23 protein-coding genes and 2 pseudogenes are annotated in these 25,477 nt (G+C 69.7%); 2 read left to right on the top strand and 23 right to left on the bottom strand.

Features of this window, described 5'->3' with window-relative positions:
• Positions 1-54: 54 nt before the first annotated feature.
• From L324_RS34095 to L324_RS34105, 3 genes are all read right to left on the bottom strand, one after another.
• Positions 55-1,224: a PrsW family intramembrane metalloprotease gene (locus tag L324_RS34095; protein WP_081736552.1), complete on the bottom strand. Its 1,170-nt coding sequence runs from the start codon at positions 1,222-1,224 to the stop codon at positions 55-57.
• A 75-nt stretch (positions 1,225-1,299) separates the two neighbouring features.
• Complete coding sequence (locus L324_RS34100; protein ID WP_037318351.1) at positions 1,300-3,396, bottom strand: DUF6779 domain-containing protein; 2,097 nt, start codon at positions 3,394-3,396, stop codon at positions 1,300-1,302.
• A gap of 69 nt (positions 3,397-3,465) precedes the next feature.
• On the bottom strand, positions 3,466-3,927 hold the full coding sequence (locus L324_RS34105; protein ID WP_037318353.1) for a DUF3180 domain-containing protein: 462 nt from the start codon (positions 3,925-3,927) through the stop codon (positions 3,466-3,468).
• Between the two features lie 60 nt (positions 3,928-3,987).
• Here L324_RS34105 and L324_RS34110 point away from each other — a divergent pair, with 60 nt between their 5' ends.
• Positions 3,988-4,929 carry a MerR family transcriptional regulator gene (locus L324_RS34110; RefSeq protein ID WP_037318354.1) on the top strand — a complete coding sequence of 314 codons (942 nt, stop codon included), beginning with the start codon at positions 3,988-3,990 and terminating at the stop codon, positions 4,927-4,929.
• Positions 4,930-5,012: 83 nt separating this feature from the next.
• Here the strand turns inward: L324_RS34110 and folK are convergent, their stop codons facing one another.
• The 14 genes and pseudogenes from folK to dacB all read right to left on the bottom strand — a co-directional run bounded on the left by folK (position 5,013) and on the right by dacB (position 19,680).
• Positions 5,013-5,501, bottom strand: coding sequence for a 2-amino-4-hydroxy-6-hydroxymethyldihydropteridine diphosphokinase (gene folK / locus L324_RS34115; RefSeq protein ID WP_037318355.1), 489 nt, complete (start codon positions 5,499-5,501; stop codon positions 5,013-5,015).
• Positions 5,498-5,857, bottom strand: coding sequence for a dihydroneopterin aldolase (gene folB / locus L324_RS34120; RefSeq protein WP_037318356.1), 360 nt, complete (start codon positions 5,855-5,857; stop codon positions 5,498-5,500). The genes folK and folB overlap by 4 nt, the downstream gene beginning before the upstream one ends.
• Positions 5,850-6,692, bottom strand: coding sequence for a dihydropteroate synthase (gene folP / locus L324_RS34125; RefSeq protein WP_037318357.1), 843 nt, complete (start codon positions 6,690-6,692; stop codon positions 5,850-5,852). The genes folB and folP overlap by 8 nt, the downstream gene beginning before the upstream one ends.
• Positions 6,689-7,033 (bottom strand): annotated as a pseudogene (gene folE, locus L324_RS34130) (GTP cyclohydrolase I); the annotation flags it as partial. The gene folP and the pseudogene folE, both read right to left, overlap by 4 nt.
• 969 nt (positions 7,034-8,002) lie before the next feature.
• Positions 8,003-8,275 (bottom strand): annotated as a pseudogene (locus L324_RS41090) (GTP cyclohydrolase I); the annotation flags it as partial.
• The gene (gene ftsH / locus L324_RS34140; protein ID WP_037318358.1) at positions 8,244-10,673 is read right to left on the bottom strand and encodes an ATP-dependent zinc metalloprotease FtsH; all 2,430 of its coding nucleotides are present in this window, start codon (positions 10,671-10,673) and stop codon (positions 8,244-8,246) included. The pseudogene L324_RS41090 and the gene ftsH, both read right to left, overlap by 32 nt.
• A 201-nt stretch (positions 10,674-10,874) precedes the next feature.
• Complete coding sequence (locus tag L324_RS34145; RefSeq protein WP_037318361.1) at positions 10,875-11,708, bottom strand: ESX secretion-associated protein EspG; 834 nt, start codon at positions 11,706-11,708, stop codon at positions 10,875-10,877.
• A 422-nt stretch (positions 11,709-12,130) separates the two neighbouring features.
• Positions 12,131-12,925 carry an ESX secretion-associated protein EspG gene (locus L324_RS34150; protein WP_037318364.1) on the bottom strand — a complete coding sequence of 265 codons (795 nt, stop codon included), beginning with the start codon at positions 12,923-12,925 and terminating at the stop codon, positions 12,131-12,133.
• A gap of 65 nt (positions 12,926-12,990) precedes the next feature.
• A complete protein-coding gene (locus tag L324_RS34155) occupies positions 12,991-14,361 on the bottom strand; it encodes a WXG100 family type VII secretion target (protein WP_037318366.1) in 1,371 nt (456 codons plus the stop codon).
• 17 nt (positions 14,362-14,378) lie between these two features.
• Positions 14,379-14,744 (bottom strand): hypothetical protein, encoded by a 366-nt coding sequence (locus tag L324_RS34160; protein ID WP_037318375.1) that lies wholly within the window; start codon positions 14,742-14,744, stop codon positions 14,379-14,381.
• 144 nt (positions 14,745-14,888) lie between these two features.
• Positions 14,889-15,452 (bottom strand): hypoxanthine phosphoribosyltransferase, encoded by a 564-nt coding sequence (gene hpt / locus L324_RS34165; protein WP_037318378.1) that lies wholly within the window; start codon positions 15,450-15,452, stop codon positions 14,889-14,891.
• Positions 15,453-15,465: 13 nt separating this feature from the next.
• The gene (gene tilS / locus L324_RS34170; protein WP_037318380.1) at positions 15,466-16,443 is read right to left on the bottom strand and encodes a tRNA lysidine(34) synthetase TilS; all 978 of its coding nucleotides are present in this window, start codon (positions 16,441-16,443) and stop codon (positions 15,466-15,468) included.
• Entirely contained in the window at positions 16,440-17,468 is a 1,029-nt protein-coding gene (locus tag L324_RS34175; protein ID WP_037318383.1) for a zinc-dependent metalloprotease, read from the bottom strand. Before L324_RS34175 ends, tilS begins: the two co-directional genes overlap by 4 nt.
• 109 nt (positions 17,469-17,577) lie before the next feature.
• Positions 17,578-19,680: a D-alanyl-D-alanine carboxypeptidase/D-alanyl-D-alanine endopeptidase gene (gene dacB / locus L324_RS34180; RefSeq protein ID WP_152547076.1), complete on the bottom strand. Its 2,103-nt coding sequence runs from the start codon at positions 19,678-19,680 to the stop codon at positions 17,578-17,580.
• 152 nt (positions 19,681-19,832) lie between these two features.
• Here dacB and L324_RS34185 point away from each other — a divergent pair, with 152 nt between their 5' ends.
• Positions 19,833-20,351 carry an inorganic diphosphatase gene (locus L324_RS34185; RefSeq protein ID WP_037318389.1) on the top strand — a complete coding sequence of 173 codons (519 nt, stop codon included), beginning with the start codon at positions 19,833-19,835 and terminating at the stop codon, positions 20,349-20,351.
• A gap of 125 nt (positions 20,352-20,476) precedes the next feature.
• Here L324_RS34185 and glyA read toward each other — a convergent pair whose 3' ends face one another.
• The 6 genes from glyA to L324_RS34215 all read right to left on the bottom strand — a co-directional run bounded on the left by glyA (position 20,477) and on the right by L324_RS34215 (position 25,354).
• Positions 20,477-21,745 carry a serine hydroxymethyltransferase gene (gene glyA / locus L324_RS34190; protein ID WP_037318391.1) on the bottom strand — a complete coding sequence of 423 codons (1,269 nt, stop codon included), beginning with the start codon at positions 21,743-21,745 and terminating at the stop codon, positions 20,477-20,479.
• 111 nt (positions 21,746-21,856) lie between these two features.
• A complete protein-coding gene (locus tag L324_RS34195) occupies positions 21,857-22,276 on the bottom strand; it encodes an ABATE domain-containing protein (RefSeq protein WP_051174250.1) in 420 nt (139 codons plus the stop codon).
• On the bottom strand, positions 22,273-22,704 hold the full coding sequence (locus L324_RS34200) for an uL11 family ribosomal protein (RefSeq protein ID WP_037318392.1): 432 nt from the start codon (positions 22,702-22,704) through the stop codon (positions 22,273-22,275). The genes L324_RS34195 and L324_RS34200 overlap by 4 nt, the downstream gene beginning before the upstream one ends.
• 34 nt (positions 22,705-22,738) lie before the next feature.
• Positions 22,739-23,260: a gamma carbonic anhydrase family protein gene (locus L324_RS34205; protein ID WP_037318393.1), complete on the bottom strand. Its 522-nt coding sequence runs from the start codon at positions 23,258-23,260 to the stop codon at positions 22,739-22,741.
• Between the two features lie 164 nt (positions 23,261-23,424).
• A complete protein-coding gene (locus L324_RS34210) occupies positions 23,425-24,651 on the bottom strand; it encodes a M14 family metallopeptidase (RefSeq protein WP_037318395.1) in 1,227 nt (408 codons plus the stop codon).
• 115 nt (positions 24,652-24,766) lie between these two features.
• Positions 24,767-25,354 carry a TetR/AcrR family transcriptional regulator gene (locus L324_RS34215; RefSeq protein ID WP_037318402.1) on the bottom strand — a complete coding sequence of 196 codons (588 nt, stop codon included), beginning with the start codon at positions 25,352-25,354 and terminating at the stop codon, positions 24,767-24,769.
• Between the last annotated feature and the right edge of the window lie 123 nt (positions 25,355-25,477).

The raw sequence follows: 25,477 nt of genomic DNA on the forward strand, positions 1-25,477 counted from the left end.
ACCCTCCGGCCCGTGTCTGAAACGACCCCCGTGACCAGCTTCACCTGACCGAGGTCACCCGCGCGGAGCACCGTCCGCCAGCCTCACGGCCTCGGCTCGCGAGGTCTTGAGCACTCGCAGCAGTTCACGCTGCCGCTGTTTCGCCTCGTCGGTGAGCTTCCGGCCCCGCCGCAGGAACGCGAGTTCGGTCACGCTGGCCTGGTAGCGGCCGACGGCCTTCGCCGCGTCCCGCCCCGACTGCTTCCGCGCCTGTTTCCGCCACGACCGCCGTCCGGACAGGCTGGCCAGCAGGGGCACCTCGGACGGCGCGATCCAGCGTGCGTCGACCATCATCGGCAGCGCGGCCGCGACGATCCGCTGCTCGCGGCGCCGCTGCATGACCACCACCGAGAAGACGCCGATGAACAGCGGCACCATGATCAGGAAGTAGACGTTCAGGAAGGTCTTGGCGCCACCGAGCAGCGCGGCGCCGTTCCACAGCGCGTGCAGCAGCACGGCGACGAGGTAACCGCCGATCGGCGCGAGGATCCGCAGCGAGCGGACCTTGCTGCTCGCCGCGACGCCGAGCCCGATCCCGGTCATCACCGCGAACAGCGGATGCGTGAACGGCGAAAGGACCCCGCGGAGGAAGAACGCGGCGACCACTCCCGCGCTCGTGCCGTCGCCGAAACCGTGCTCGGCGAAGGCGCGGCCGAAGTAGTAGATGTTCTCGGTGAAGGCGAATCCGGCCGCGGTGAACCCGGCGTAGACGATGCCGTCCACGACGCCGTCGAACTCGATCGGGCGGCGCCACCACAGCAGGAGGATGAACGCGGCCTTCGCGGCCTCCTCGACCAGCGGCGCGGAGACCAGGCCGCTGATCTTGCCGCCGCCACCACTGCCGAGCAGCAGGTCACCGACGGCCTCGGCACCGCTGTTGAGCAGCAGCGCGATGATCGTCGCGACGCACGCTCCCCAGACAAAGGACAGCAGCAGGAGCTTCGGTGGTTCCGGTTCCCAGCGGTCGACCCACAGGAACGCGGTGACCACCACGGCGACCGGGACGAGCGCGGCGAGCACGCCGATCGTCACCGCGGGAAGGCCGACCTTCTCGGTCACCGTGCCGAAGACGAACAGCCCGCACAGCGCGACGGCGATCAGCCCGAGCACCGGCAGGAGCACGGTGATCGACCGAGGCCGTCGGGCGCGGTCGGAACCGGGCTCCGGGGAGGAAGGCTCGCTCACAGCGGGTCACCCTACCGTCGGTACGGGGCAGTGGTTGCCGCCGGAAGTCCTTCGGGGCTATTCGGCGGTGATCGGTTAATCCTCCGCACGCCGCCTGCGCCGCGGAGTGGACTCGTTCGCGCCGTTGGCGGCGAGCAGATCCATCACCGACCGGCCGGACGCGTGCGAGCCGGCGGGAGGCGTCTCGGGGCGGCTGTGCGAAGAGCCGTTGCGGGACGGCGCCTCGTCGTCCGGCTTCGCCCGCTTGCCGCCGTGACGGCCACCCGAGGACTCGGTGTTCTGCCACGCCGGGGGCTCGCCGTCCGGACGGCGACGACGGCCACCACCGGTGGGCTCGGGCACGTTGGGGGCCGGGGTGAGCGAGGTCGAAGAGTCTTCCGCCGCCCGGCGACGGCGTCCGCCGGGCCGGTTCTGCAGGGCACGGACCTCTTCGGGCAGCGTCGGGTTGACCGCGGGCGGTTCCTCGGCGGGCGGGCTGTGCCGCGCGGGGGTCTCGGCGGGCGGGCTGTGCCGGGACGGCGTCTCGGCGGCCGGGCGGCGTACGGGTTCGGGCTCCGGCGGCCGCACCGGCTCGGCACGGCGAGGCGGCTCGGAAACGATCGGGATCGACAGCGGGGTCGGGGGCTCCGGTTCACGACGGGGCTCGGGACGCGGCTCCGGACGTGACTGGGGGCTCGGGGCCGGGGGCCGCGGCAGGGACGCCGACGGCTGGGGCTTCGACGGCGGCGTGGGACGCAGCCGGTCCTGGAAGTCGTCCTTCCTGGGGAACGCGGCGCTCAGGTCGGAGACCGGGCGCTCCTGCGTCCACGACGGCTTCCACTCGCCGGTGGCCTCCATCGGCTCCGGATCGGCGGGCTTGTTCACCGGCGGCGGCGTGCCACCGGCCGGACGGGGCCGTTCGACCGGTTTCATGCCGGGCCGGGTCAGACCCAGTTCACGATTCGGCCGGGGACGATCCGGCTCGACCTTCTTCACCGCCGGCTTCGCCTGCGCGGGGGGCTTCACCGGCGGCGTCTGCTTGCGGGTCTGCTCCTCCGGCCGCGGCGCGGGCGGGCGCTGCACGGTGCCGGCGTCGAGACGTTGCTGCAGCGACGGCTGCTGCGGACGGCGCTGGGGTTCCTGGCGCGGGGGTTCCGGACGCTGGGGCTGCCGCGCGACGGTGGGCATCGACGGCTGCGAGACCTCGGCCCGCGAAATGCCGGGCATGGAGGGACGGGACACCTCGGCCGGGGTCACCGGCGGCGGGGTCTTGCGTTTGGCGTCGACCCTCGGCATCGGCCGGGAGACCTCGGCGGGCGACATCCCGGGGTTGGACATCTCCAGCCGCTCGCGGCGGGCGGCTTCGGCGGCGAGCGCTTCGGCGGCCTTCGAGGCGCGGGCGTCGGCCTTGCGCATGCTGCGGCGAGTCGATTCGTCGACCGGTTTGGGCCGGGGGACCTGATTGCTCTGGCCGTAGCCGTTCGCGCCGTTGCCGCCCTTGACGCCGTTGACCCCGTTGTTGCCGTTGACCTGGCCGTTCGACGGTTTGCGGCGCGCGGCGGCCGGGGCACCGGCACGGGCGGACGCGGGTTCGAGGACGCGGTCGATCATCTCGGTCGGGCGGTCACGCCCGCGTTCGCGGTCGTCGACGTCGATCGTGGTGCCGTTGGACGCCATGAGCTGCGGTTTGCCGTTGCCGTTGTCGGATCCCGCGCTCATCAGCTGCTTGTTGTCGAGGGACCGCATCCGGGTGGCCTGCGCGGTGAGCGCGACACGTTCGAGGAGAACCTCGCCACCGAAGAGCGACTGGAGGCTCTCACGCAGGGCGCTCACCTCGGCTCTGAGCGCTTCGAGTTCGTCGTGGGAGCGGCTCTCGGCGGCCTGCCGGGTCTCCGCTTCCATCTCCAGCTCGAACTCGCGGCGGGCGGCGATCTCGCGTTCCAGCTCCAGCTCGTAGACGGCCTGCGCCTCGGCGACGGCGTCCTCACTCTGTGACACGTGCTTGCGGTAGCGGACCGCCAGGAAGGCGCCGATCAACGCGGCCCACAACGCCGCGACGATACCCAGCCGCAAGTAGCGGAGGTCGTCGGAAAGCACCAATGCGAGAGTCGCGCCGACGGCGAGAACCAAGCCGACGACAAGCCACGGCCTACCCGCAAGGCGGCCGCGCGAGTCGTCACCCACCCCGGTCATGCCCAACACCGTACCTTCTAGTAATCCGAACGAGACCTAGTCGGTACTTCGAGCGGCGTCTCTCAAGCGTTAACCGGTCGGCTCGGCATCGCGCTCCCGATCACCGCCTTCGGGCGTCCGGCAGCAGTGTTCGAGCCACAAAGCCGCAGCTACCAGGGCCACCGAGCTGACGATCCCGACCGTCGCCGAACGGAGGTCACCGCTCGCCGCGAGGAGTTCGTCACGTCGCGGAAAAAGATACGCGAAAGCCGCCAGCCAGACACCCGTCATGGCGGATCCGGCGAGTGACGAGGCCTTGGCGAGTGCCACCGATCGGGCGACAGAGATCGCCGACAGGACCCGGCCCTCCTTGATCCTCGAACGGATGATGAAGGCGAGCACGAACTCGCAGAGAGCGAGGACGAGCAGCGTGATTCCGGCGAAGAGCGGAAGCGCGGGGATGGAGCCGTAGGCGAGCTGGAAGAGCAGGTAGGCCAGGACCAAGCCCAGAAGGCCGGCCACCGCCAGCTCGCGTGGCCGGGTGAAGTGCATGGTCCAACGCTACCTGGCAGGCTTGACTCTCCACCAACTGGAGAGTCGACGATGAAGCATATGGGCACCGCAGCGGTTTTCACCATCGGGGAGCTGGCCAAACGGACCGGCCTGCCGGTGAAGACCATCCGCTTCTACTCCGACGAAGGGCTCTTGCCGCCGACCGACCGCACCGATTCCGGTTACCGCCTCTACGACGCCACCGCGATGGCTCGCCTGGAGCTGGTCCGGACGCTGCGGGAGCTCGGGCTGGGGCTCGCGGACGTGGAGCGGGCGCTGACCAGGGAAGCGACCATCGGGGACCTCGCGGTCCAGCATGTCGCCGCCCTGGACGAGCAGATCCGGCGACTGGAGTTGCGCCGGGCGGTACTGCGAGCGGTGGCCAAACGGGACTCACCACTGGAGGAGGTCGAACTGATGAACAAGCTCGCATCGATGTCGGACGAAGACCGCAAACGTTTGCTGGACCGGTTCTGGGCGGACATGGTCGAAGGGCTCGAACTGGATCCGGAGTTCTACGAGCGGATGCGCTCGGCGAAACCGGAACTGCCCGACGACCCGACGCCGGAACAGCTGGAGGCCTGGATCGAGTTCGCCGAACTCGTGCAGGACGACGAGTTCCGCGCGTCCATCCGCCGGATGAGCGAATGGCACTCGAAGCTCCGGAAGGAGGACGGGGCCGACTTCGGGCAGAAGCAGCAGCAGCTGTGGATGGCATGGAGTCAGAAGGCGTCCGAAGCGCTCGAAGCCGGCATCGCCCCGGACTCGGCGGAGGGGCGGGAACTGGCGGAGACGATCTTTACGGAGTCCTCGCGGAACGGGCAGGACCCGGCCGATCCGGCCTGGCGCGAGCGGCTGACCGACGGGATGGCGATCAGCTCCGACCCGCGGGCCGAGCGGTACTGGCTGCTGCTGGGGAAGATCAACGGCTGGCCGTCGTTCCCCTCGCAGATGCCGCAGGCCGAGTGGATCATCGCCGCCCTACGGGCCACCCTCGCCTGACCTGCGTTTCGTCCTCTGAATGCGGTAGTTCGTGGCGCCGACGACCGCATTTAGCGGGCTAAACGCGAGCCTGGCCCACGCATTCAGAGGACGAAATGCGTGAGTCGGACGGAGTCGCGGTCCGAGGCGGGGCGGGCGGCGAGGAGGTCGACGACCGGGCCGTGGCCGGGGAGCACCGCGTCGGGCTCGATCTCCAGCCAGGGGATCAGCACGCTCGCGCGCTCCGGCGTGCCGGGATGCGGGAGCAGCAACTGGGGGTCGTCGGAGCACACCCCGTCCACGGTCACTATGTCGACATCCAGCGTGCGCGGACCCCACCGGAGTTCGCGCACGCGCTCCGCCGCCTGCTCCGCGGCCTGCCCGGTGCGCAGCCAATCCCAGTGATCGCGCGCAGGGTCGTCGACCAGGACGACGGCGTTGAGGAAGTCCGGCTGGTCCTCGACGCCCCACGCCTTCGTCTCGTAAACCGACGACACCGCGACGACCGCCGGCCGGACGGCGTCGACGGCCGACCGGAGGAACGCGAGCCGGTCTCCCAGGTTGGAACCGAGCGAGAGCAGCGCGCGGCTCATCGCTCCCGCCGCACCGTGACGGCGACGTCGTCGAAGTTCAGCGGGATCGGCGCGGACGGCTTGTGCACCGTCACCTCGACGGCGCTCAGCCGCTCGTCGCGCAGCACCTCGTCGGCGATCTTCCCGGCGACACTCTCGATGAGGTCGTACGGTTCGCCCGCCACGATCCCGGCGGCGAGCTGGGCCAGTTCGCCGTAGTGCAGCGTCTTGGTCAGGTCGTCGGACGCGGCGGCCGGGCCGAGGTCCAGCCACACCACGATGTCGACGACGAACTCCTGCCCGTCGCGCTTCTCGTGGTCGAAGACCCCGTGCCTGCCGAAGACCCTCAACCCGGTCAACGTGATCCGGTCAGACAACGGGACTCCCCTTTCGCCAAGCGGCCGCGACGGTCACGGCGTCGATACTCGCGCCGACCTCGTGCACCCGCACACCCCAGGCGCCCGCCGCCGCGGCGAGCGCGGACACGGCCGCGGTCGCGTTCTCACGACCGTCCGGCGGGGCGGGCTTTCCGTCCTTTCCGGACAACAGGCGCCCGAGGAAACGCTTGCGCGAGGCACCGACGAGCACCGGGAAACCCAGTGACAGGAAGGAATCCAGACCGTTCAACAGCGCCCAGTCGTGTTCGGCGTTCTTCGCGAACCCGAGCCCCGGGTCGAGCACGATCGCGCCGGAGTCGACACCGTCGGCGACCGCTTCGTCCACTCGGGACAGCAGTTCGGCGCGCACGTCCGCGACGACGTCCTCATAGGACGCCAGCGCGTTCATGTCCTTGCTGTGCCCTCGCCAGTGCATCAGCACATACGGGACCCCGGTCTCGGCGGCGACCTTCGCCATGTTCGGGTCGGCCAGCCCACCGGAGACATCGTTGATCACGGACGCGCCCGCCTCGACGGCCGCGAGGGCGACCTCGGCGCGCGTGGTGTCCACCGACATCGCGACACCGTCGGCGGCGAGCGAGCGGATCACCGGCATGATCCGGGAATTCTCGGTATCGGCGTCCACCCGGGACGCTCCCGGCCGCGTCGACTCCCCGCCGACGTCGATCAGGTCCGCGCCGCGCGCCCACATCTCATGCGCGTGCTCCAGCGCCTGGTCGACGTCGAGGTAACGGCCACCGTCCGAAAAGGAATCGGGCGTGACGTTGAGGATGCCCATCACCGCGCACCGGCCGGGCCGGGGCAGGGCGGTCATCGGCGGCCCTTGATCAGGTCCAGCGCCTCCGCCCGCGAGGACGGCGAAGACTGCAGCAGCCCGCGCACGGCCGACGTCGTCGTCCGGGCGCCGGGTTTGCGGATGCCGCGCATGGCCATGCAGAGATGCTCGGCCTCGACCACCACGATCGCGCCGCGGGGCGCGAGTTTGCGCATGAGCGCGTCGGCGACCTGCGAGGTGAGCCGTTCCTGGACCTGGGGGCGCTTGGCGTAGAGGTCGACGAGACGGGCCAGTTTGGAGAGGCCGGTGACCTTGCCGTGGCCGTTCGGGATGTAGCCGACGTGGGCGACCCCGTGGAAGGGCACCAGGTGGTGTTCACAGTTATGCGTCAGGTGCCCGGCGATCAGGAAGGTCGGGTGAGGCTCGCATTTGAAGCTGTACACCGTGTAGGGCTTGGTTCCCGTCGCCTTCACCGGCCGGACGGACTCCACCTCGACGTACTCCGACTCGATCAGGTCGGTTGTGTAGTCATCGTGAGGGAAGCCGTGTCGCCGGAACCAGCTGTCGGCGACCCACAGCTGTGAAGTGGTCTTGAGACTCGGCGAGAAGCGAGCGCCGATGACAGTGGCCAAGTCCTCCAAGAAGTGGACGTTCGCACTCGTGATCCGGCGCCCTGATCTACCGGGATCCTCGCAGCCGTCCCCGTCCACATACCCGTCGAGAAAGCCGTTGAAGGTACTCAAGTCGTTGAGCACGACCATCGGGAAGCGCTGCCTCTGATGATGAGCGTCGCCACCGACGTACTGCCGAATCAGATCCGCGAGGAACGACGAGACGACTCGCACCCGGAAACCCGCCACGTCACGTCCCAGATAGCCCGATGGCCGCGTGACCGGTTCGAGTTTCGCCTCGATCCCGAAGGCACGGTAGAGCGACTCGGCGTACTTCTTCGCGAAGTCGCGGTCGTTCACCACCAGCGAGACGTAACGCTCAGCGACAGTCCCGTCCGAGCAGGTCGCACCGATGACATAGCCGAAGTCATATCCGAACTTCGGCTTCCAGCGATCCCGGCAAAGCTTGCGCGCGTGGGTCCACTCGATGAAGGAACCCTCGACATCCTTGGCCTCCACCCAGCCCTTGGGCGTCGCCAAGGGGTGGTCGGGCGTGACCTTGAAGCTTCCACCCGCGGTCGTGACCTCGACCAGATCGCGAGTCTGATGCGAGCTGATCTCGGTGACAGTGGTCTCCTCGACCTTGCCGCCCGAAAGAGTCCACAGCTTGTCACCAACTTCGACCTCGGCCGCCTGCTTACGGCCTCCGACCGCGTTCACCGTCTGTTTGCTGGGCACACAGGTGCTGAACATCGGGATGTCGGTCACGAGGACGAGTTCTTCGTGCGCCTCGTCGAACGTGCGGTCCAGGACGTGGTCCGGTTCGGTGTAGAGCCCGGCGAACATTTCCCGGTAAGCGCGAGCGACCCGGGCCGGGGTCTCAAGGAGACCGTCCCGGTCCGGGTCCTCACCACAGGCGAGCAGGAGTTCGCGTACGGCTTTCTCGGCCCGGTCCTGGTCGAAGACCGGGCTTGCGCCGTTATCGCTTGGTTTCGTCCTGTCCGTCGTCACGCCGTTGTTGTCCTTCGTCCTGCTGCTGACCGCCGGGCTGGTCAGGCTGGTCGGCAAACCAGCCGTCACGCGGGCGGTCTTCGGCGGGACGCCAGGGCTGGTTCGGCTGGCCGCCCGGCTGGGTCGCCGGGGTCCATCCGGGAGGAGCCCCGTAGTTCGGCGGGCCACCGACGGGCCCACCCTGGTAACCACCTGCCGGTCCGCCCGGCTGCTGCCCACCATATGCCTGCGGCCAGTGGCCGGTGCCGTTCGGCCCACCGTTGGGGCGACCACCGTTGGGGTAGGCGCCGGGCGGCGGAGGAGCGTAGGGGTTGGCGTTCGGGTCCGGCGGCGGGGCCGGGGCCCCGTACGGCGGGCCACCGGGAAGGTCGTTACCGCCCTGCGCGGTGCCGACCGGGGTCGGCGCCGGCTGCAGCACCGGCTGCTCCTTCTTCTCCTCCGGCGGGGGCCACGGCTCGCCGCGCTCCATCGCCAGTTCGCCGGGGGTCTTGATCGGCGGCTTGTCCGACGGCTTCCGCTCGCCGAACTCGTTGAAGATGGTGATGTGCGGGCGCTTCTCGACGGTCGCGAAGATCCGCTCGAGGTCCTTTCGGGTCAGCGTCTCCTTCTCGAGGAGTTCGATGACCAGCTCGTCCAGCACGTCGCGGTAGGTGCTCAGCACGTGCCACGCCTCGGTGTGCGCGGTCTCGATGAGCTTGCGCACCTCCTCGTCGATCTCGTGCGCGACCTCGAGCGAGTAGTCGGCCTGGCGGCCCGCCGAGCGGCCGAGGAACGGGTCGCCCTGTTCCTGGCCGTACTTGACCGCGCCGAGCCGGGCGCTCATGCCGTATTCGGTGACCATCGCGCGGGCGATCTTGGTCGCCTGCTCGATGTCGGAGGAGGCACCGGTGGTGGGCTCGTGGAAGACGAGTTCCTCCGCCGTCCGGCCGCCCATCGCGAAGACCAGGCGCCCGATCATCTCCGAGCGGGTCATCAACTCCTTGTCGTCCTCCGGGACGAGCAGGGCGTGCCCGCCGGTGCGCCCGCGCGGCAGGATCGTCAGCTTGTAGACCGGTTCGATGTCCGGCATCGCCCACGCGGCGAGCGCGTGCCCGCCCTCGTGGTAGGCCGTGATCTTCTTCTCCTTCTCGGAGATGATCCGGCTCTTGCGGGCGGGGCCGCCGACGACGCGGTCGACCGACTCCTCCAGCGCGGCGTCGGTGATCACGTGCCCGTTCTGGCGGGCGGTGAGCAGCGCGGCCTCGTTGAGCACGTTGGCCAGGTCGGCGCCGGACATGCCGACGGTCCGCTTGGCGAGGCTGCTCAGGTCGGTGCCCTGCGCGATCGGCTTGCCCTTGGCGTGCACCTCGAGGATCGCCTTGCGGCCGCGCATGTCCGGTGCGGACACCGGGATCTGGCGGTCGAAGCGGCCAGGGCGCAGGAGCGCCGGGTCGAGGATGTCGGGACGGTTGGTCGCGGCGATCAGGATGATGCCGCCGCGCGCGTCGAAGCCGTCCATCTCGACGAGGAGCTGGTTCAGCGTCTGCTCACGTTCGTCGTGGCCGCCGCCGAGGCCGGCGCCGCGCTGGCGGCCGACCGCGTCGATCTCGTCGACGAAGATGATGCAGGGCGCGTTCTGCTTGGCCTGCTCGAACAGGTCGCGGACTCGCGAAGCACCGACACCGACGAACATCTCGACGAAGTCGGAACCGGAGATCGTGTAGAACGGCACGCCCGCCTCGCCGGCGACGGCCCTGGCGAGCAGCGTCTTACCGGTACCGGGCGGCCCGTAGAGCAGGACGCCCTTGGGGATCTTCGCGCCGAGTGCCTGGTAGCGCGCGGGATTCTGCAGGAAGTCCTTGATCTCGTACAGCTCTTCGACGGCCTCGTCGGCGCCCGCGACGTCCCCGAAGGTCGTCTTGGGCATGTCCTTGTTGAGCTGCTTGGCCTTCGACTTGCCGAAGTTGAGGACGCGGTTCCCGCCGCCCTGGGCGTTGTTCATCATCCACATCAGCAGGCCCAGCACCAGCGCCAAGGGGATGGCGAAGATCAGGATCTGGGTGAGGACGTTCTGCTGGGTGACCTTGGTGGTGAACTTGATCGGGTTGTCACCGGCCTTGAGGGCGATGAGCTGGTTGTAGATGGTGCCCGCGACGTTCGCCGGGTACTGCGCGATGATCTGGTCGACCTGCTGGCCGTCGACCTCGATCTTCTTGTTCAGGAGCAGCTTGACCTGCTGCTCCTTGTCCTCTTGCGAGGCTTCCTTGACGTTGTTCGTGGTGATCTGCTGGTTCGCGACCGAGATCGGCACCTGGGTGTAGCCACGATCACTGTCGAAGATCGTGTTGTATGCGAGAAACGCCAGTACCGCCGCGAGAATCCAGAGCACTGGGTTCCTGAGCACGCTCTTCCGGTTCATACGACTCGGCCCTGGTGGCCTCGACCCTTCCTGGTTGGGCGGCTCCTGTGATACCCGCCATCACGATCTTGACGACCCATGGTGCTCCGACACCCGCCCCTCAGGATACCGCCCGCCTGGACGGACGAGGGTGGTGAGCCTCTCGGACGTCAACGGCGGACGCCTCGCGAGGGTTCCCGGAGCGTGAACGCGTCGGCCACCCTAACGTGTGTCGACCGCCACACCGGCGACCATTTCACCCAGCCTCATGCGCAGTGTCTTGACGTCGGCGGGTGAGACGGTGACCCACTCGCGTCCGTCCGGACCGGCCTGTGACGTGCTGAGGTAGCGCCCGCTGACGGTGTCGAACCAGCCGAGGACGCGGGATCGCTGCTTGGCGCCGACGTGGGACCGGCTGTTCGCTGCCAGCTGACCGCCGCGCAACCGAGGCTGGCCGGTGAGCTTGCCGAACGCCTCGCGCGGGTCCGCCGTGATGCGCTCACTGAGTGAGACTCGGGCCTTCTCCTTGCGACGGGTCTTCGCCGCTTCGGACTCTTCGGACTGCTTCGTCGGGTTGACGGCGGCCCGGATCGGCTGGGTGCGGCGGGCGTCGTCGATCGGCAGCGTGACGGACGCCTCGGAGCCGCGCTGCCCCGGGGGCAGCAGGTCGACGACCGCGGTCGGCAGTCCGTCGGCCGGGGCCTCGCGCAGCCAGATCCCGGACTGGTCCTGGATCGCGAGCACGCCGTCGCGGCCGTCGGTGGCGCCGAGTACGGCGATCGTCGGGGCCTGGAATTCGGGGATGTGCAACGCGTCGATGGTCAGCGAGCCGCGGGCGAGGAGGTAGAGCCAGTCCTCGATCCTCGGCTCCAGCCTTCCCCTGCTGTCGCGGATGCCGCGGGCCTTGAACTCGACGTCTGTGCGGTTGCGCAGCGCGCGGCGCTCGGCCTCGGTCGCGCCGTGCGAGCGGTTCCGCAGCGGATACGGCAGGTCGCCGAGTTCGGCGGACTCCCAGAGGAAGTCGAACGCCATCGGCGTGAAGTGTTCCTGGTGCATTGCTCTGTGCCCTCCCGGCACCTTGGCTCTTGCTGCGGGGCGTATGCCCGCCGGGACGGTCCCCGTGCCCGGCCGGTCGCTGTGCGTCAGGGGGCCCCGGGTTCACGATAGCGAAGGGTCCGCGCCCGCGGTGGGCGGATGCGCGAATGGGCCGGTGACGGTGTCCGCGAGGGGCGATTTCGACTGGGTGTGGAGTGGACTCTGGTGGCGGATGGTGCGGACCGGCGCAAGTAGTCGACTGGTTGCGAGGTAGCGCGCGGGGGTCACGCCACTCAGGACCCCGGCACACGCGCGAGCGTGGGAGCTGAAGGACGCTTTCACCGCATCGCATGCGGCGAAGGGCGCTTTCACCGCATGCGATGCGGTGAAGGGCCCCTTCAGCCCCCTCCGGAACCAGAGGACGAACGAGAGAGAGCAGGGAGTCAGTGCGCCAAGGAGGCGTCCGCCGCGATCTTGCCCAGCATCTCCGTGAGCCGGTGCCGCAGCGTCGCCGGATCCGCGGGCGCGATGGTGATCCAGTCCCGTCCGTCGGAGCCGCGGGTGGCCTGGGTGAAGTACCGGCCCGACTGCGTGTCGAACCAGCTCAGCACCGAAGACCGGCTCCGAGTGCCATGCCGGCTGCGCGCGTTGGCGCCGAACTGACCCCCGCGCAACCGGGGCTGCGCCTGGAGCCGCGAGAGGGCCTTGCGGTCCTCGTCGGACGTGGCCCGCCCGTCGACCTGCGGCTGGCGACGCTGGAGGAAGTCCGCGCCCGAAGCGCCGACGAGACCGTCCAGCGGGAGGGTGATCGACTTCTCCGTGCCGCGCGCGCCCGGCGGCAGCAGGGAGACGATGGCGCTCGCGAGACCGTCCGGGGCGATGGGGTGGAAGTGGAAACCGCGCGGGTCCTGCACGGTCAGGAGACCCTGTCCGCCGAGCAGCGACGCGACCGCGAGCAGCGGTTCGGTGTTGGGGTTGTTGAGCTGGACACAGTCCAGGCTCAGGTCCGGCCTCGCGAGGATGCCGAAGAAGTCTTCGAGGTGGGGTTCGGGACGCCCGCGGTCGTCGGCGAGACGGCGCTGGTTCAGCGACTCGAGGGTCTGCTTCCGCAGCGCGGCGCGCTCGTCCACGGTCGCCCCGTGCGAACGGAGCCGCAGCGGATACGGCAGCTCCCCGGCGTTCGCGGTCTCCCAGAGGAAGTCCAGTTCGACCGGGGTGAGCAGGTCACCGTTCGCCATTCAACGCCCCCATACAGGTCAGCGGGCGCGCGGCCGGTTCGGCCGCGCGCCCGGTGAAAACGGCTCTAGCGATCGTCGTCTTCGGTCCACGCGCCGATGACCGGCGGCGGGGTCGCCTCGTTGGCGCCGAAAGCGTCGTCCGGGTCCGGCTCGATGAGGAACGACGCGTGCGTGTGCTCCTCTTCCTGCTCGGCCTGCGCGCCGTGGGCGCCCATGCCCATGCCGCCGCCCATGCCCTGCATCGGCGGGGTGGGGCCACCACCGATGGTGCCGCTGGAGGACACGATGCCCTGCTGCGGCACGGCCTGGGACGCGGCGCTCTGCGCGGGGGCGTTGTCGGTCGCCGCGGCGTCGGTGCTGTCGGTGTCCTTGGCGCCGGACTTGTTGCCCTGTCCGAGCGCCTTGGCACCGGCGTAGCCGAGACCGCCGCCGAGCGCGGCCGCTGTGAGCGCCTGGCCGAGCCCGTTGCCACCGCTCGCCGGGGCGTGCGGGGCGATCGGGGCGCCCGCGCCGGAGGCGACACCGGCGCCGGGCGCGACACCCGCGGCCGGCAGGTTGCCGGTGGCGGGGCTGTAACCGGCCTGCGAGAAGACGCCCGAGTCCGGTCCGGCGTGGACGGCTCCGGCGTGCGGACCGCCCTGCGCGCCGCCGTAGCCGTGGGTGCCGGCGAGGACGGGGGTGCCGGAGACGGCACCGGGGTTGATGCCGCCCGCGCCGACGTTGCCGACGCCGCTGAACGAGGCACTGTTGTGCGTGGCAGTCGGCTTCATGCCGAGGGATTCGGGGCCGAAGCTCGGGGTCGAGCTGTCGACCTCGCTCATCTCCTTGGTGTAGGCCTCGAGGAACCTGGCCTGCTCCGCCCGCACTTCCTTGTCCTGGTCGGCGAGGGGCTTCTGGTCGGTGATCATGCCGAGCGGACCCGCCGCGAGGGCCTGCCCCATCGCCTTCTCGGGGCTGTAGTCGGTCGGCTTCGGCATCAGCTTGACCTTGGTGGCCGCGTCGGCCTGCTTCTGCAGCCTGTCCGACATCGTGACCGCGGCCTCGGAGGCCTGCGAGCCCGAGTTCGCGATGGCGACCAGCGCGCCCTGCGCGCTCGCCGCGCCCTGGCCGATCCAGGCGGCGCCCAGTTCGGAGATCGCGTTGTAGAGGTCGTTCGACGCCTGGTTCAGCTGGCTGCCGTGCGAGCTCCACGACTGGCTGATGGCCGTCGCCGTGCTCGGGTCGTTGCCGAGGTTGGCCTGGTTCCACAGGTCCTGGCTGGTCGGGGCGCTCTCCCAGTTCGGCGGGTTCGTGATGGCGCGGTCGGCGCCGATCTCGAACCCGTCGGAGCGGCCGCGCGCGGACTCGACGATGCCGGACGTCTGCCCGCTGTCTCCGAGCTGGACCGGGGTGCTGCTCTGCTCGCCGTAAGAGTCGGCGCTGTGCTTCGGTGGCATGGCTTTCTGACTCCCCCTCAGACGTTACGGAACGGCTCGGCCGCGGCCTGGTCGATCTCGTGGTAGCGGGCCATCGCCGTCACGATGCCGGACTCGGCGGCCTCGTACTGCTGGTAAAGGTTCTGGAGGGCCGCGGCGTACGAGTCGCCGCCGCCGTCGGCGCGGTTCGCGACCTTCGCGGCGATGGCGTGCCCGACCGGGTTGTCGCCCAGCTTCGGCGCCTGCCCGAGGTCACCGGCACGGTGCAGCAGGGACTCGATGGCGTCCTTGCCGGTACGGATCTTGTTCAGGACGGTCTGGGCCGCGTCCGGGTCGATCCCGACCTGACCCTGGGCCGCGGCGTTCTTGAACGCGTTCGCGTCCGCCAAGCTGCTGTTCCCCATCTGAGCTCTCTCCGTTTCCCCCGGGCCAGGCCACGACGTCTCCGTGGCAAAGGTCTTCGCATAGGTTAACGCACTTGATCGCAGCCTATGACGCGTTCTCGGTGCTCAGGGTTCCCCATTCCCGCGGACCCGGGCAAGCGGTTCTCAGGACGTGTAAACGTGCGGATCCAGGGTGCCGATGTAGGGCAGGTCCCGGTAACGCTCCGCGTAGTCCAGGCCGTATCCGACTACGAATTCGTTGGGGATGTCGAACCCGATGTACTTGACCGGTACGTCGACCTTGACCGCCTCCGGCTTGCGCAGGAGCGAGACGACTTCGAGCGAGGCCGGGTTGCGGCTGGCGAGGTTCTTCAGGAGCCAGGACAGCGTGAGACCGGAGTCGACGATGTCCTCGACGATGAGCACGTCGCGGCCGGCGATGTCGCGATCGAGGTCCTTCAGGATCCGCACCACGCCCGACGACGAGGTCGACGAGCCGTAGGAGGAGACCGCCATGAACTCGAGCTGGGAGGGAAGAGGAAGTGCCCTGGCGAAGTCCGTCATGAACATCACCGCGCCCTTGAGCACGCCGACGAGCAGGAGGTCTCCCTGCCCGGCGCCGGGGCCGTCGGCCGGATAGTCCGCGGCTACCTGCGCGGCCAGCTCGGCGATCTTGTCGTTGATCTGCTGCTCGGTGACGAGCACGGAGGCGATCTCGCCTTCGTACACGGGACGTTCCCCTCTAGGTGGTGGAATGGGGTGCTGCGAGGGAGAGCCTGCCATGCGCCCGCGCGGCCACCAAGTCGCCGGGTAGCCAGACCCCGCCCTGACCCCGCCAGTTCCCCACCAGCGCGTCGACCGAACGCAGGTGGGCGTCGGTGAGTTCGCGGACGCCGGAGTCCAGCAGCCACCTGCGGAGGACACGCCGTCGCAGCGCGGGCGGCTCGGTGGAGAGCACCGCGATGTCGAGCCCTTCCTCGGTGAAGGCGCGCAGGTAGACCTCGTCGGCGAGTGTGTCCAACGCCTCGGTGTCCTCGCGCAGCTGCGCCGCGGTGCGGGCGAGCGAGGCCGCGACACCGCCGGAAAGCACCTCCTCCAGCAGGGGCAGTACTTCCGTCCGTAACCGGACACGGGTGAACCGCGGATCCTCGTTGTGCGGGTCCTGCCACGGGTCGACGCCGAGCGCGCGGCACGCCCGCCGGGTGGTGGCGCGGGTGACGCCGAGCAGCGGCCGTCCCCAGGGCGGGTCGTGCGGCCGCATCCCGGCCAGCGACCGTGGTCCCGAACCCCGGCCGAGGCCGAGGAGGACGGTTTCGGCCTGGTCGTCGAGGGTGTGGCCGAGGAGGACGACGCCGTGTCCCTCCGGTAGCGCCGAGCGCAGTGCGCGGTAGCGAGCCCGGCGGGCCGCCGCTTCCGGGCCGCCCGCACCCTCGACGCGCACCTTCAGCACTTCCGCCGAGTCGGCGCCCAGTTCCCGCGCGGTGCTCGCGGCCCGAGCCGCCGTTTCGGCGGAGCCGTCCTGGAGACCGTGATCGACGACGAGCGCCCGGACCTTCAGCCCCGCGCGGGAACCGGTGAAGGCCGCGGCTTCGGCGAGCGCCAGCGAATCGGCGCCGCCGGAGACGGCGACGCACAGCTCGTCACGGACGTCGGTGATCGACGCGAGGAACTCCCGCACGGCCGTCCGGACGGCCGCGATCGCCGGATCCGGCCCGCTCACCCGTGCAGGCGCCGCACCCAGGCCGCCGGATCGGTGATCTCGGCGCGGGTCGGCAGCGTGTTCGGCGAGGTCCACACCGCGTTGAAACCGTCCATGCCGACGGCGCCGACGACGTGCTTCGTGAACTTCGCGCCCTGTTCGTACTGGCGCATCTTCGCGTCCACGCCGAGCAGGCTGCGCAGCACGCGGTCGATCAGCCCGCCGCCCTTGCGACGGGCGGTGAACCGCGACCGGATCAGCTCGACGCTCGGCACGACCTGCGGGCCGACGGCGTCCATCACGAAGTCGGCTTGCCCCTCCAGCAGGGTGGAGAGGGCGAGCAGCCGGTCGAACACCGCACGCTCGCCCGGCGACTGCAGCAGTTCCGCCAGTCCCGCGCCGCCCGTCTTGCCCTTGCCGATCTGCTTGATCGTGTCCGGCAGCCGTCCGACCAGGTCGCTCAGCCCGTCCGCGTCGCGGCCGGCGAGCCCGCCGATCAGGCGCTCGACCTCGTCGGCGAAGTAGTCGCGCAGCCAGGTGACCGCGGTGAACTGCAGCCGGTGGGTGCATTCGTGCAGGCAGACCCACAGCCGGAAGTCGTGGCCCGGCACGTCCATCGCGCGCTGGGCGGCGACCACGTTCGGCGCGACGAGCACCAGGCGGCCCTCGCGGTCCGGCCCGCCGAACGGGTCGTACTGGCCGAGTACGCGGGAAGCCAGGAAAGCGAGCACCAGACCGGTCTGGACGCCGGCGCCGGAGGCCAGCACGGGACCGAGCGGCCCGCCCTGCGCCTGCGGCAGGGCGCGGCCGGTGAGCGCGTCGAGCCCGGCGGCGGCCGAGCGGACCCAGCCGGGCCTGTCGACGACGTCGGCGGGCAGCAGCGGCAGGTCGAGGCCGAGCCCGGTCAGCTCACGGACGTGCCCCTCCGCTTCGCTGGTCAGCTCGCGAAGATCGGCGACGGCTTCTTCGGCCTCTTCGCGATCGACCACCGGGCCGCCGCGCACCAGCAGGGCGCCCGTCGAGGCGGCCAGGGACCAGTCGACCATCGAACGTGTCTTGGTCGGCGTTTCCTCAGTCACTCTTATGACGCTACCCGCTGAAAGGCCGGATTCCGCCGCGAATTCCTCACGCTCCGGTTCCGGTCGCTCACGGAAGTCACCGGCAACCGCACTTGTGCAGCGTCGCCGCGACGACGTCGAGCGCGGCCCGGCCCTTGTTCTGATCCGATCCGGACGACATCAGCGCGAACACCAGCATCCGGCCGTCGGTGTCGAGCACCACCCCGGCCAGGGTGTTCACCCCGGACAGCGTCCCGGTCTTGCCGCGGACCCAGCCCCGGCCCGCCGACGACGCCGGGTCGCCGTAGCGCTTCTCCAGCGTCCCGCTGCCACCGGCGACGGGGAGACCCGCCAGCATCGGCCGCAGTTTGGCCGTCCGCGGATCCTGCCCGTCCGGCGCGGCCGCGACCGCGAGGATCTCGCTGAGCACCTTGGCCGGGATCTTGTTCTGGTCGGACAGCCCGCTGCCGTCGTTGAGCTGGACGCCGGTGAGGTCGAAACCGGCCTGCTTCAGGACGTCCATCGTCGCGGACGCGCCGCCGGCGAACGACGGCTCGGCGCCCTTCGCCAGCGCGACCTGGCGGGCGAGGGCGTCGGCGAGCATGTTGTCCGAAAGCTGCAGCAGCGAGTTCGCGAACTCCGTCAACGGCTGCGACTTGACCTCGCCGAGCACCTTCGCGTCCTTCGGCGCCGTCGTCGTGCCACCGGCTTGGGCTTCGAGCTTTCCGGCGATCTTCTGGGTCAGCGCCGTCGCGGGGTTCGCGACCCGGGGCGAGTGGTCGTTCTTCGGATCGGTGCGGCCGCCGTCGGCCATCACCGGGACGACCGGCGCCATGTAGGTGTTCCCGGCGGCGGTGTCCTCGGGATCCCAGCCCACCGCCCCTGTCGGCCCCTTGAACAGGCTGACGTCCAGCTGAACCTTGGAGATCTTGCCGCCCGCCGCCTTCTTGACCTGGGCGACGAGGTCGTCGACATGGGCGGCACCCGGATACAGCGGCGAGTCGGTGCCCAGCGGGAGCGCGGTCAGCGAGGGGTCGCCACCCGCGACGAGGATGACCGTGCCCGGGTCCGCACCCTGGACGATCTTCGTCGAGATCTGCGTCCCGTGGTCCATCGACAGCAGCGCGGCCGCCACGACGAGGATCTTCGTGGTCGACGCCGGGGTCAGCGGGGTGCCGGAGTTCTTGTCCCAGAGGACGGTCCCGCTCGCCGCGTCCACGACGGTGCCGGTGAGCGTGCCGAGGTCGGCGGATCCGGCGGGGCCCTTCAGCGCGGCGGCGAGCCCTTCCTTCGTCGGCCCGGCGCCGTTGACGTCCGGGCCGTGCAGGACCCGGGTGACGCCGGCTGGCTTCGGGATCTCGCCCTTCGGCGCGTTCGGTGCCCATGGCAGGCCGAGCCGGTTCGACACCTTCGGCATCGCGGCGGCCCCGCCGAGCCCGGCGAGCAGCAGGACGACGACCACGGTCGTGATCACGAGGACCTTGCGCTTGCGCTTCTTCGGCTTCGGCGCGGGTGCGGGCGCGGCCTCGGTCTCGGCGGCCGGGGGCTCTTCCGACGGCGGTTCGGCGTGCCGCATGCCGACGGTGGCTTCGGAGTCGAAACGCTCTTCGGCCGGCTCGATGCGGACCGGCCGCGCGTGCATGGTCGCCGACGGGACCGGCGCCGGACGCGGCGGCTCGACCCGGTTCTGCTCAGGACGGCGCTGGGGTTCCTGGCGCGGGGGCTCCTGCCGCTGGAGTTCCTGGTGCGGCGGTTCCTGGCGCTGGGGTTCCTGGCGCTGGGGTTCTTGGCGCGGCTCGGGATCGCGGGACGGCGTACCGGCGTTTCGGTCGAACTGGTCCCAGTCGGGTTCGGTCAGGTGCTGCGGCTGGACAGGCTGCACGAAGACCGTCTTCGGTGCCTCGGGCTCCTTCGGCTCGACCGGTGTCACCGGGGCGAAGGCGGACCACTGCGGCGTGGGGGTGTCCGGGACGTCCGGTTCTTCCTCGACCTCGACGACCGGCTCGAACCACGAGCCACTTTCGGGTGTGACCTTGGGCACTGACAGCTCTTCGGTCTTGCCGCTCGCCAGGCCGGTCATGGGGAGCCAGATCGTGGACTCGCCGTTCCCCTCGGTGCCCTTGGGCTCGGTGGATGAGGTGTCCTTGTCGTCCGACGGCCACCTCGGGTCATCGTTTTCCGGCACTCGACACTCCTTCATCCACCGCCAGGGGAAGGGGCCAAGCTCACATACGACCACATCGATGCGACCGTCCGGGCCCCCGTGGTCCACACTAGTGAAGACAAGACGATGATTTCGGTGAGCCGTCCGCGACGGCGGGGCGTACCAAAGACGAGAGCAGCGAGGCCGGCGTGGAATTCGACGTCACTATCGAAATCCCCAAGGGGGAGCGCAACAAGTACGAGGTGGACCACAAGACCGGTCGGATCAAACTCGACCGGACGCTGTTCACCGCCACCCAGTACCCCGCCGACTACGGGTTCATCGACGACACCCTCGGCCAGGACGGCGACCCGCTCGACGTGCTGGTGCTCGTCCAGGAGCCGACCTTCCCGGGCTGCCTGATCCGCTGCCGCGCGATCGGCATGTTCCGGATGACCGACGAGAAGGGTCCGGACGACAAGGTCCTCGCGGTCCCGACGAACGACCCGCGCCTGGAGCACCTGCGCGACATCCACCACCTGAACGAGTTCCACAAGCTCGAGATCCAGCACTTCTTCGAGGTGTACAAGGACCTGGAGCCGGGCAAGAGCGTCGAGGGCTCGTCCTGGGTCGGGCGTGCCGACGCCGAGGCCGAGATCAAGCGTTCGCTCGAGCGTGAGACCGACCGGCTGGCCAAGGAGGCCATCGACGGTCCGGCGGCTCACTAGTTCTTTGCGCCGAAGGGGCCTTTCACCACGTCTGACGTGGTGAAAGGCCCCTTCGCTGCGTTCTGGGGTCGCCCTGGGGTCCCTCAGGCGCGTCGCGTTTAGCCCGCTAAACGCGACGCGTCTGACTAGGCCGAGTAGCCGGGGATCGGGAACGGCGCCAGGAACTCGCGGATCTCGGCGGCGATGCTGTCCAAAGCGGACTGTTCCTCGGCCGCCGCCGCGGTGATCGTGCGGTCGATCCAGTCCGCGACCTGCACCTGGTGCTCCGGCTTGAGCCCGCGGGTGGTGATCGCGGAGGTGCCGAGCCGGATACCCGACGGGTCGAACGGCTTGCGCGGGTCGAACGGCACGGTGTTGTAGTTCAGTTCGATCCCGGCGCGGTCCAGCGCCTGCGCCGCGGGCTTGCCCGGCACGTTCTTGTTCGTCAGGTCGATGAGCAGCAGGTGGTTGTCGGTACCGCCGGACACGAGGTCGTAGCCGCGTTCGGTCAGCGCCTCCGCCAGCGCCTTCGCGTTGGCCACGATCGCGTGGGCGTACTCGGCGAACTCCGGCTTCTGCGCCTCGCCGAGCGCCACCGCGATCGCCGCGGTCGTGTGGTTGTGCGGGCCGCCCTGCAGCCCAGGGAAGACGGCCTTGTCGACGGCCTTCGCGTGGTCGGCGTCGGAGAGGATCATCGCGCCGCGCGGACCGCGGAGCGTCTTGTGCGTGGTCGTGGTGATGACCTGCGCGTGCCCGACCGGCGACGGATGCGCGCCACCGGCGACGAGCCCGGCGATATGCGCGATGTCGGCGACGAGGACGGCGTCGACCTCGCGGGCGATCTCCGCGAACGCCGGGAAGTCGATGGTGCGCGGGATCGCGGTGCCGCCCGCGAAGATCAGCTTCGGCCGGTGCTGCAGCGCGAGTTCGCGGACCTGGTCGAGGTCGACGCGGCCGGTCTCCTTGCGGACGCCGTAGCGGACCGGGGTGAACCACTTGCCGGTCGCGGACACGCTCCAGCCGTGCGTGAGGTGGCCGCCGTCCGGCAGCGCCATGCCGAGGACGGTGTCGCCCGGCTGGGCGAAGGCGAGGTACACCGCCAGGTTCGCCGGGGAGCCGGAGTAGGGCTGGACGTTGGCGTGGTCAACGCCGAAGACGGCCTTCGCGCGCTCGATGGCGAGGTTCTCGACCTGGTCGATGAGCTGCTGGCCCTCGTAGTACCGCTTGCCGGCGTAGCCCTCGGAGTACTTGTTGGTGAGGACGGTGCCCGTCGCCTCCAGTACGGCCTGGGAGACGTAGTTCTCGGACGCGATCAGGCGGATCTTGTCGTGCTGGCGTTTCGCCTCGTCCTCGACGAGCCCCGCGATCTGCGGGTCGGCGGCGGCGAGCGCGGAAAGTTCGGGCTGGTGTGTCATCGGACGTTCTCCTGCCAGAGACGGCCGGACCCAGGCGCGCGGTACCGGCCTTGTCGTCGCTTCCCGGTGGTGCTCCACCTCAAATGGCGCCAGTCGCTGGTGCGCACAAGACTAGTGCACTCCGCTCGTGCCGGCCTCGGCGTGCGGACGATGCCCGCTACACCAACGGCGGCTGCAGCCGGACGTCCGATCGCAGAACGCCTGCGCGCAGACGGCGCAGCGTTTGAGCCGCCGCCAGCCGCCGTACGCGACCAGTCCGGCCAGCCCGGAAGCGCCGGCGACCAGGTCGCCGCAGCCCGGCCACGACGTCACATGCACTACGCGCCAACCGTTTCCGGCGCGGCGCAGGCGCGGCGCCGCCCCAGTGCCCGCCAGGATCCGGTTGAGCCGGTCCGCGGCCGCGGGTTCGTCGGGCAGCGCTGCCACCACCCCGTCGAGCCACGGATTCCCTTGGGCCAGCAGCCTTTCCGCGACCTCGAGTTCCGGGTCGAGGTCACGGAAAGGCGGGACGATCACGTGCTTGCGCGTCACGGTTCTTCGATCGCGACGCCCATCGAGCGGGCGGTGCCCGCGATCGTGCGCATGGCCGCGCCGAGGTCGCCGGTGTTGAGGTCCGGCAGCTTCCGCTCGGCGATCTCGCGCAGCTGGTCCTGGGTGAGTTTCCCGGCGACCTCATGTCCTGGGCGGCCGGATCCCTTACCGCCCAAGGCTTTCTTGATGAGGAACGACGTCGGCGGGGTCTTCAGGCGGAGTTCGAACGAGCGGTCTTCGAACACCGAGACGACCACCGGGACGATGTCGCCCCGCTGCGCCGCCGTCGCCGCGTCGTAGGCCTTCTTGACCTCGACGAGGTTCACGCCGGTCTGGCCGAGCATCTTGCCGAGGTCGACCACCGGCGCGTTGCCGGCGGTCAGCTCGAGCGTCGCTTGGTGGGTCTTCTTCCTGGTCTTCGGTGCCATACGCCCGAAGCTAAGGTCTCCAGTTACTGGAGAGTCAATCGATCTGCTTGACGCTCTCCGCGTGCCTGCGCGCCAGTTCCTGGTAGATCGCCGCGTTGTGCTCGACCCAGCCGCGCGCGGTGCCGTCGAGGGGGACGTGCTTCTTCGCCGGGCTGCCCATGGCGACGGTCTCGGGCGGGATGATCATGCCGGGCGTCACCGTGGCACCGGCGGCGACGAGCGCCTTCGCGCCGATCTGCGCCTTGTCGAGCACGGTCGAGCCGTTCCCGATCAGCGCCTGCTCGCCGATCGTGCAGTCGTGCACGAGGCACTGATGCCCGACGGTGACGTTCTTGCCGACCTCGGTCACGCCGCCGTTGACGTGGATGACCGAGTTGTCCTGGATGTTGGCGCCTTCGCGGATGAGGATCCGCCCGAAGTCGGCGCGCAGGACGGCGCCGTACCAGACGGAGGCGCCCTTCTCGACGACGACGTCGCCGATCAGGGTGGCGGTGGGGGCGATCCACGCTTCGGGATCCACCTGGGGTCGGTGCCCCTCGAATTCGAACATCGGCATGCCCCGCACCCTATGCGGCGGGGGCTGAAGGGGACCATGCCCGCATAAGACGCGACGAAAGCGTCCTTCACCGCTGGAATCCAGGCCGGGCGCGCAGCGCCTCCGTTGAGGGCGGCGGCGGGGGCATGGATGGAGCGGTGAAGGACGCTTTCAGCCCACGTGCGTCAGCCGATGGCGGTGTTCAGCAGGAGGTCCACGGCCTTGTCGTTACGCGTGGTCTCCCGGACGATCACCTCGTCGGGCGGGTAGAAGCCGGGGCTCGAACCCCGCGGGTACATCTCGAAGGTGAAGCTCAGGATCTTGTGCGTGCCCCACATCCAGTCGTCGATCGTCCCGTCCGTGATGTACAGGTCGCTCGACTGCTGCGGCGTGTAGCCGTTGGTCGCCGCGAGCTGCCTGCCCAGCGTCTGGAAACGCTGCGCCTCGGCCGCGGTCATCCCGGGGGCGGTGTCGTTGTAGGTGAAGCCGAACGGCCACAGGACGAGCTCCGAGTAGGTGTGGAAGTCGATGCTCGCCTTGATCTGCTGGACGCCGCCGATCTTGCGCGAGTTCACGAAGTTCGACACCGCCTTCGTCTCCGGCGCGGAGAAGGCCGAGGGGCCGCGGTAGGTCTCGCTGGTCGTCGAGCCCGACGAACCGCCGCAGCAGCCCCAGTTGTAACCCCAGTTGCGGTTGGGGTCGGTGCCGTTGCCCTGGCGGTTCTTGCGCCAGTACTTGTAGCTGCCGCCGGAGATGTCGTACTCCGAGCCGTCCGGGTTGACGTTCGGGATCACGTAGATCTCGGTGCTGTCGACGAACCGCTTGATCGCCGGGTCGGAGGCGTAGCCCTGGGTGAACCGGTTCACGATCCGCAGGCACATCTCGGTGGTGAGGTGCTCGCGGGCGTGCTGGTTGCAGGTGAAGAGGACTTCGGGCTCGTTCTCGTCGGTGCCGACGTTGTCGCTGATCTTGAGCATGTTCAGCGCGCGGCCCTGGTAGGAGTTGCCGACGCTGCTCAGCCGCGCGATCGAACCGTAGTTCGTCTGGGCGTTGCGCAGTTCCGTCGTGACCTCGGTGTAGTTGTGGAAGCCGGAGTCGGCGGGCGGGAAGTCGTTGATCGCGTTCGTGCTCACCTCGGGCGAGCGGTCGACGACGCCGCGCTGCTCGACGCGGAAGCCGAGCGAGCGGATCTTCGCCGCGTCGCGTTCCTCGCCGATGAACGTGGTCGTGGAGCCGGAGGTGCCGAGGACGTCGACGCCCAGCCGGGAGATCTGGGTGCGCTGCTGCGAGGTGCCGGTTCCGAAGACCTCGTAGATCTGGACCTGCGCTTCTTCGGCCCGCTGGTCCGCGGTCGCCGGACTCGCGGCGACCGGGATGGTGAACGCCGCGACGGCCGCGATCGCCACGGCCATGCACCGTCTTATGCGCATCGTCGTCTCCTAGCTCTCAGGCAAGGGAAGGGAACCTCACCATGGCGGGAGCCGGTGGACCGAACAATCCGTAACGGTACGGATCTAATGCGTATTTCTACCCGTAGTTCGCGAAACAGAGCGCTTCGATGTCGCCGCGCAGTGCGGCGAACGGCCGCCGCCGGACGCGCTGCTGGACGATCGCACCGAGGAGATACGACAGCAGGGCCCTCGCCCGTGCCCGCGGGTCCTCGACGTCCAACGGGGCGAGGAGCTCCGCGAGCAGTTCGGTGATCGACGTCAGCATGACGTCGATGGCCTGCGGATGCTGCGCGCGGCCCGCGGCGATCCAGTACTCGAACCAGAGGAAGGCCGCGTTCGGGCGGCCGGAGAACTCGGCGAGGAACGCTTCGAGCGCGGCGAAGAGCCGCTCATCCGGGTGATCGTGGTTCGCCGCGATTTTGCGCAAATCGGCCGCGAACGTTGTGATATGCGCCGCCATGGCCCGGTCGATCAGGACGTCGATGTCCGCGAAGTAGTAATGAATCGCACTTTTCGTGAGCGGCCCGGCCTCCGCGATCGCCCGCACCGTGCATCCCGCGAGCCCGTCCCTGGCCAGCACGACGCGCGCCGCTTCGACGATCTGCTCCTGTTTCTGCAGCTGGTTGGGGGAAAGCCGCTCGCTGCGGCCCGGCACGACGGTCACGGGGTTCCTTACACGAAGTCTTCAGGACAGGGGACCTGAAGCTTAGGCCGTCCGTCCTGGCCGATCACAGCGGGTGAAAAATCTAGGTGGCTCGCAGCCGATCTGTAGCGGACAATGCCCGGC

Origin of the sequence: Amycolatopsis orientalis DSM 40040 = KCTC 9412, assembly GCF_000478275.1 — a bacterium.
GTDB lineage: Bacteria > Actinomycetota > Actinomycetes > Mycobacteriales > Pseudonocardiaceae > Amycolatopsis > Amycolatopsis orientalis.

Bases quoted from the DNA above. Each gene is read 5' to 3' on its own strand.
- dacB (WP_152547076.1), bottom strand. From the start codon at position 19,680: ATGAAGGAGTGTCGAGTGCCGGAAAACGATGACCCGAGGTGGCCGTCG.
- L324_RS34145 (WP_037318361.1), bottom strand. From the start codon at position 11,708: ATGCACCAGGAACACTTCACGCCGATGGCGTTCGACTTCCTCTGGGAG.
- L324_RS34205 (WP_037318393.1), bottom strand. From the start codon at position 23,260: ATGCCGATGTTCGAATTCGAGGGGCACCGACCCCAGGTGGATCCCGAA.
- L324_RS34175 (WP_037318383.1), bottom strand. From the start codon at position 17,468: ATGGTCGACTGGTCCCTGGCCGCCTCGACGGGCGCCCTGCTGGTGCGC.
- glyA (WP_037318391.1), bottom strand. From the start codon at position 21,745: ATGACACACCAGCCCGAACTTTCCGCGCTCGCCGCCGCCGACCCGCAG.
- L324_RS34100 (WP_037318351.1), bottom strand. From the start codon at position 3,396: ATGACCGGGGTGGGTGACGACTCGCGCGGCCGCCTTGCGGGTAGGCCG.
- L324_RS34160 (WP_037318375.1), bottom strand. From the start codon at position 14,744: ATGGGGAACAGCAGCTTGGCGGACGCGAACGCGTTCAAGAACGCCGCG.
- L324_RS34155 (WP_037318366.1), bottom strand. From the start codon at position 14,361: ATGCCACCGAAGCACAGCGCCGACTCTTACGGCGAGCAGAGCAGCACC.
- L324_RS34200 (WP_037318392.1), bottom strand. From the start codon at position 22,704: ATGGCACCGAAGACCAGGAAGAAGACCCACCAAGCGACGCTCGAGCTG.
- folP (WP_037318357.1), bottom strand. From the start codon at position 6,692: ATGACCGCCCTGCCCCGGCCCGGCCGGTGCGCGGTGATGGGCATCCTC.
- ftsH (WP_037318358.1), bottom strand. From the start codon at position 10,673: ATGAACCGGAAGAGCGTGCTCAGGAACCCAGTGCTCTGGATTCTCGCG.
- L324_RS34105 (WP_037318353.1), bottom strand. From the start codon at position 3,927: ATGCACTTCACCCGGCCACGCGAGCTGGCGGTGGCCGGCCTTCTGGGC.
- L324_RS34210 (WP_037318395.1), bottom strand. From the start codon at position 24,651: ATGGCCGTGGCGATCGCGGCCGTCGCGGCGTTCACCATCCCGGTCGCC.
- folK (WP_037318355.1), bottom strand. From the start codon at position 5,501: ATGAGCCGCGCGCTGCTCTCGCTCGGTTCCAACCTGGGAGACCGGCTC.
- L324_RS34110 (WP_037318354.1), top strand. From the start codon at position 3,988: ATGGGCACCGCAGCGGTTTTCACCATCGGGGAGCTGGCCAAACGGACC.
- L324_RS34150 (WP_037318364.1), bottom strand. From the start codon at position 12,925: ATGGCGAACGGTGACCTGCTCACCCCGGTCGAACTGGACTTCCTCTGG.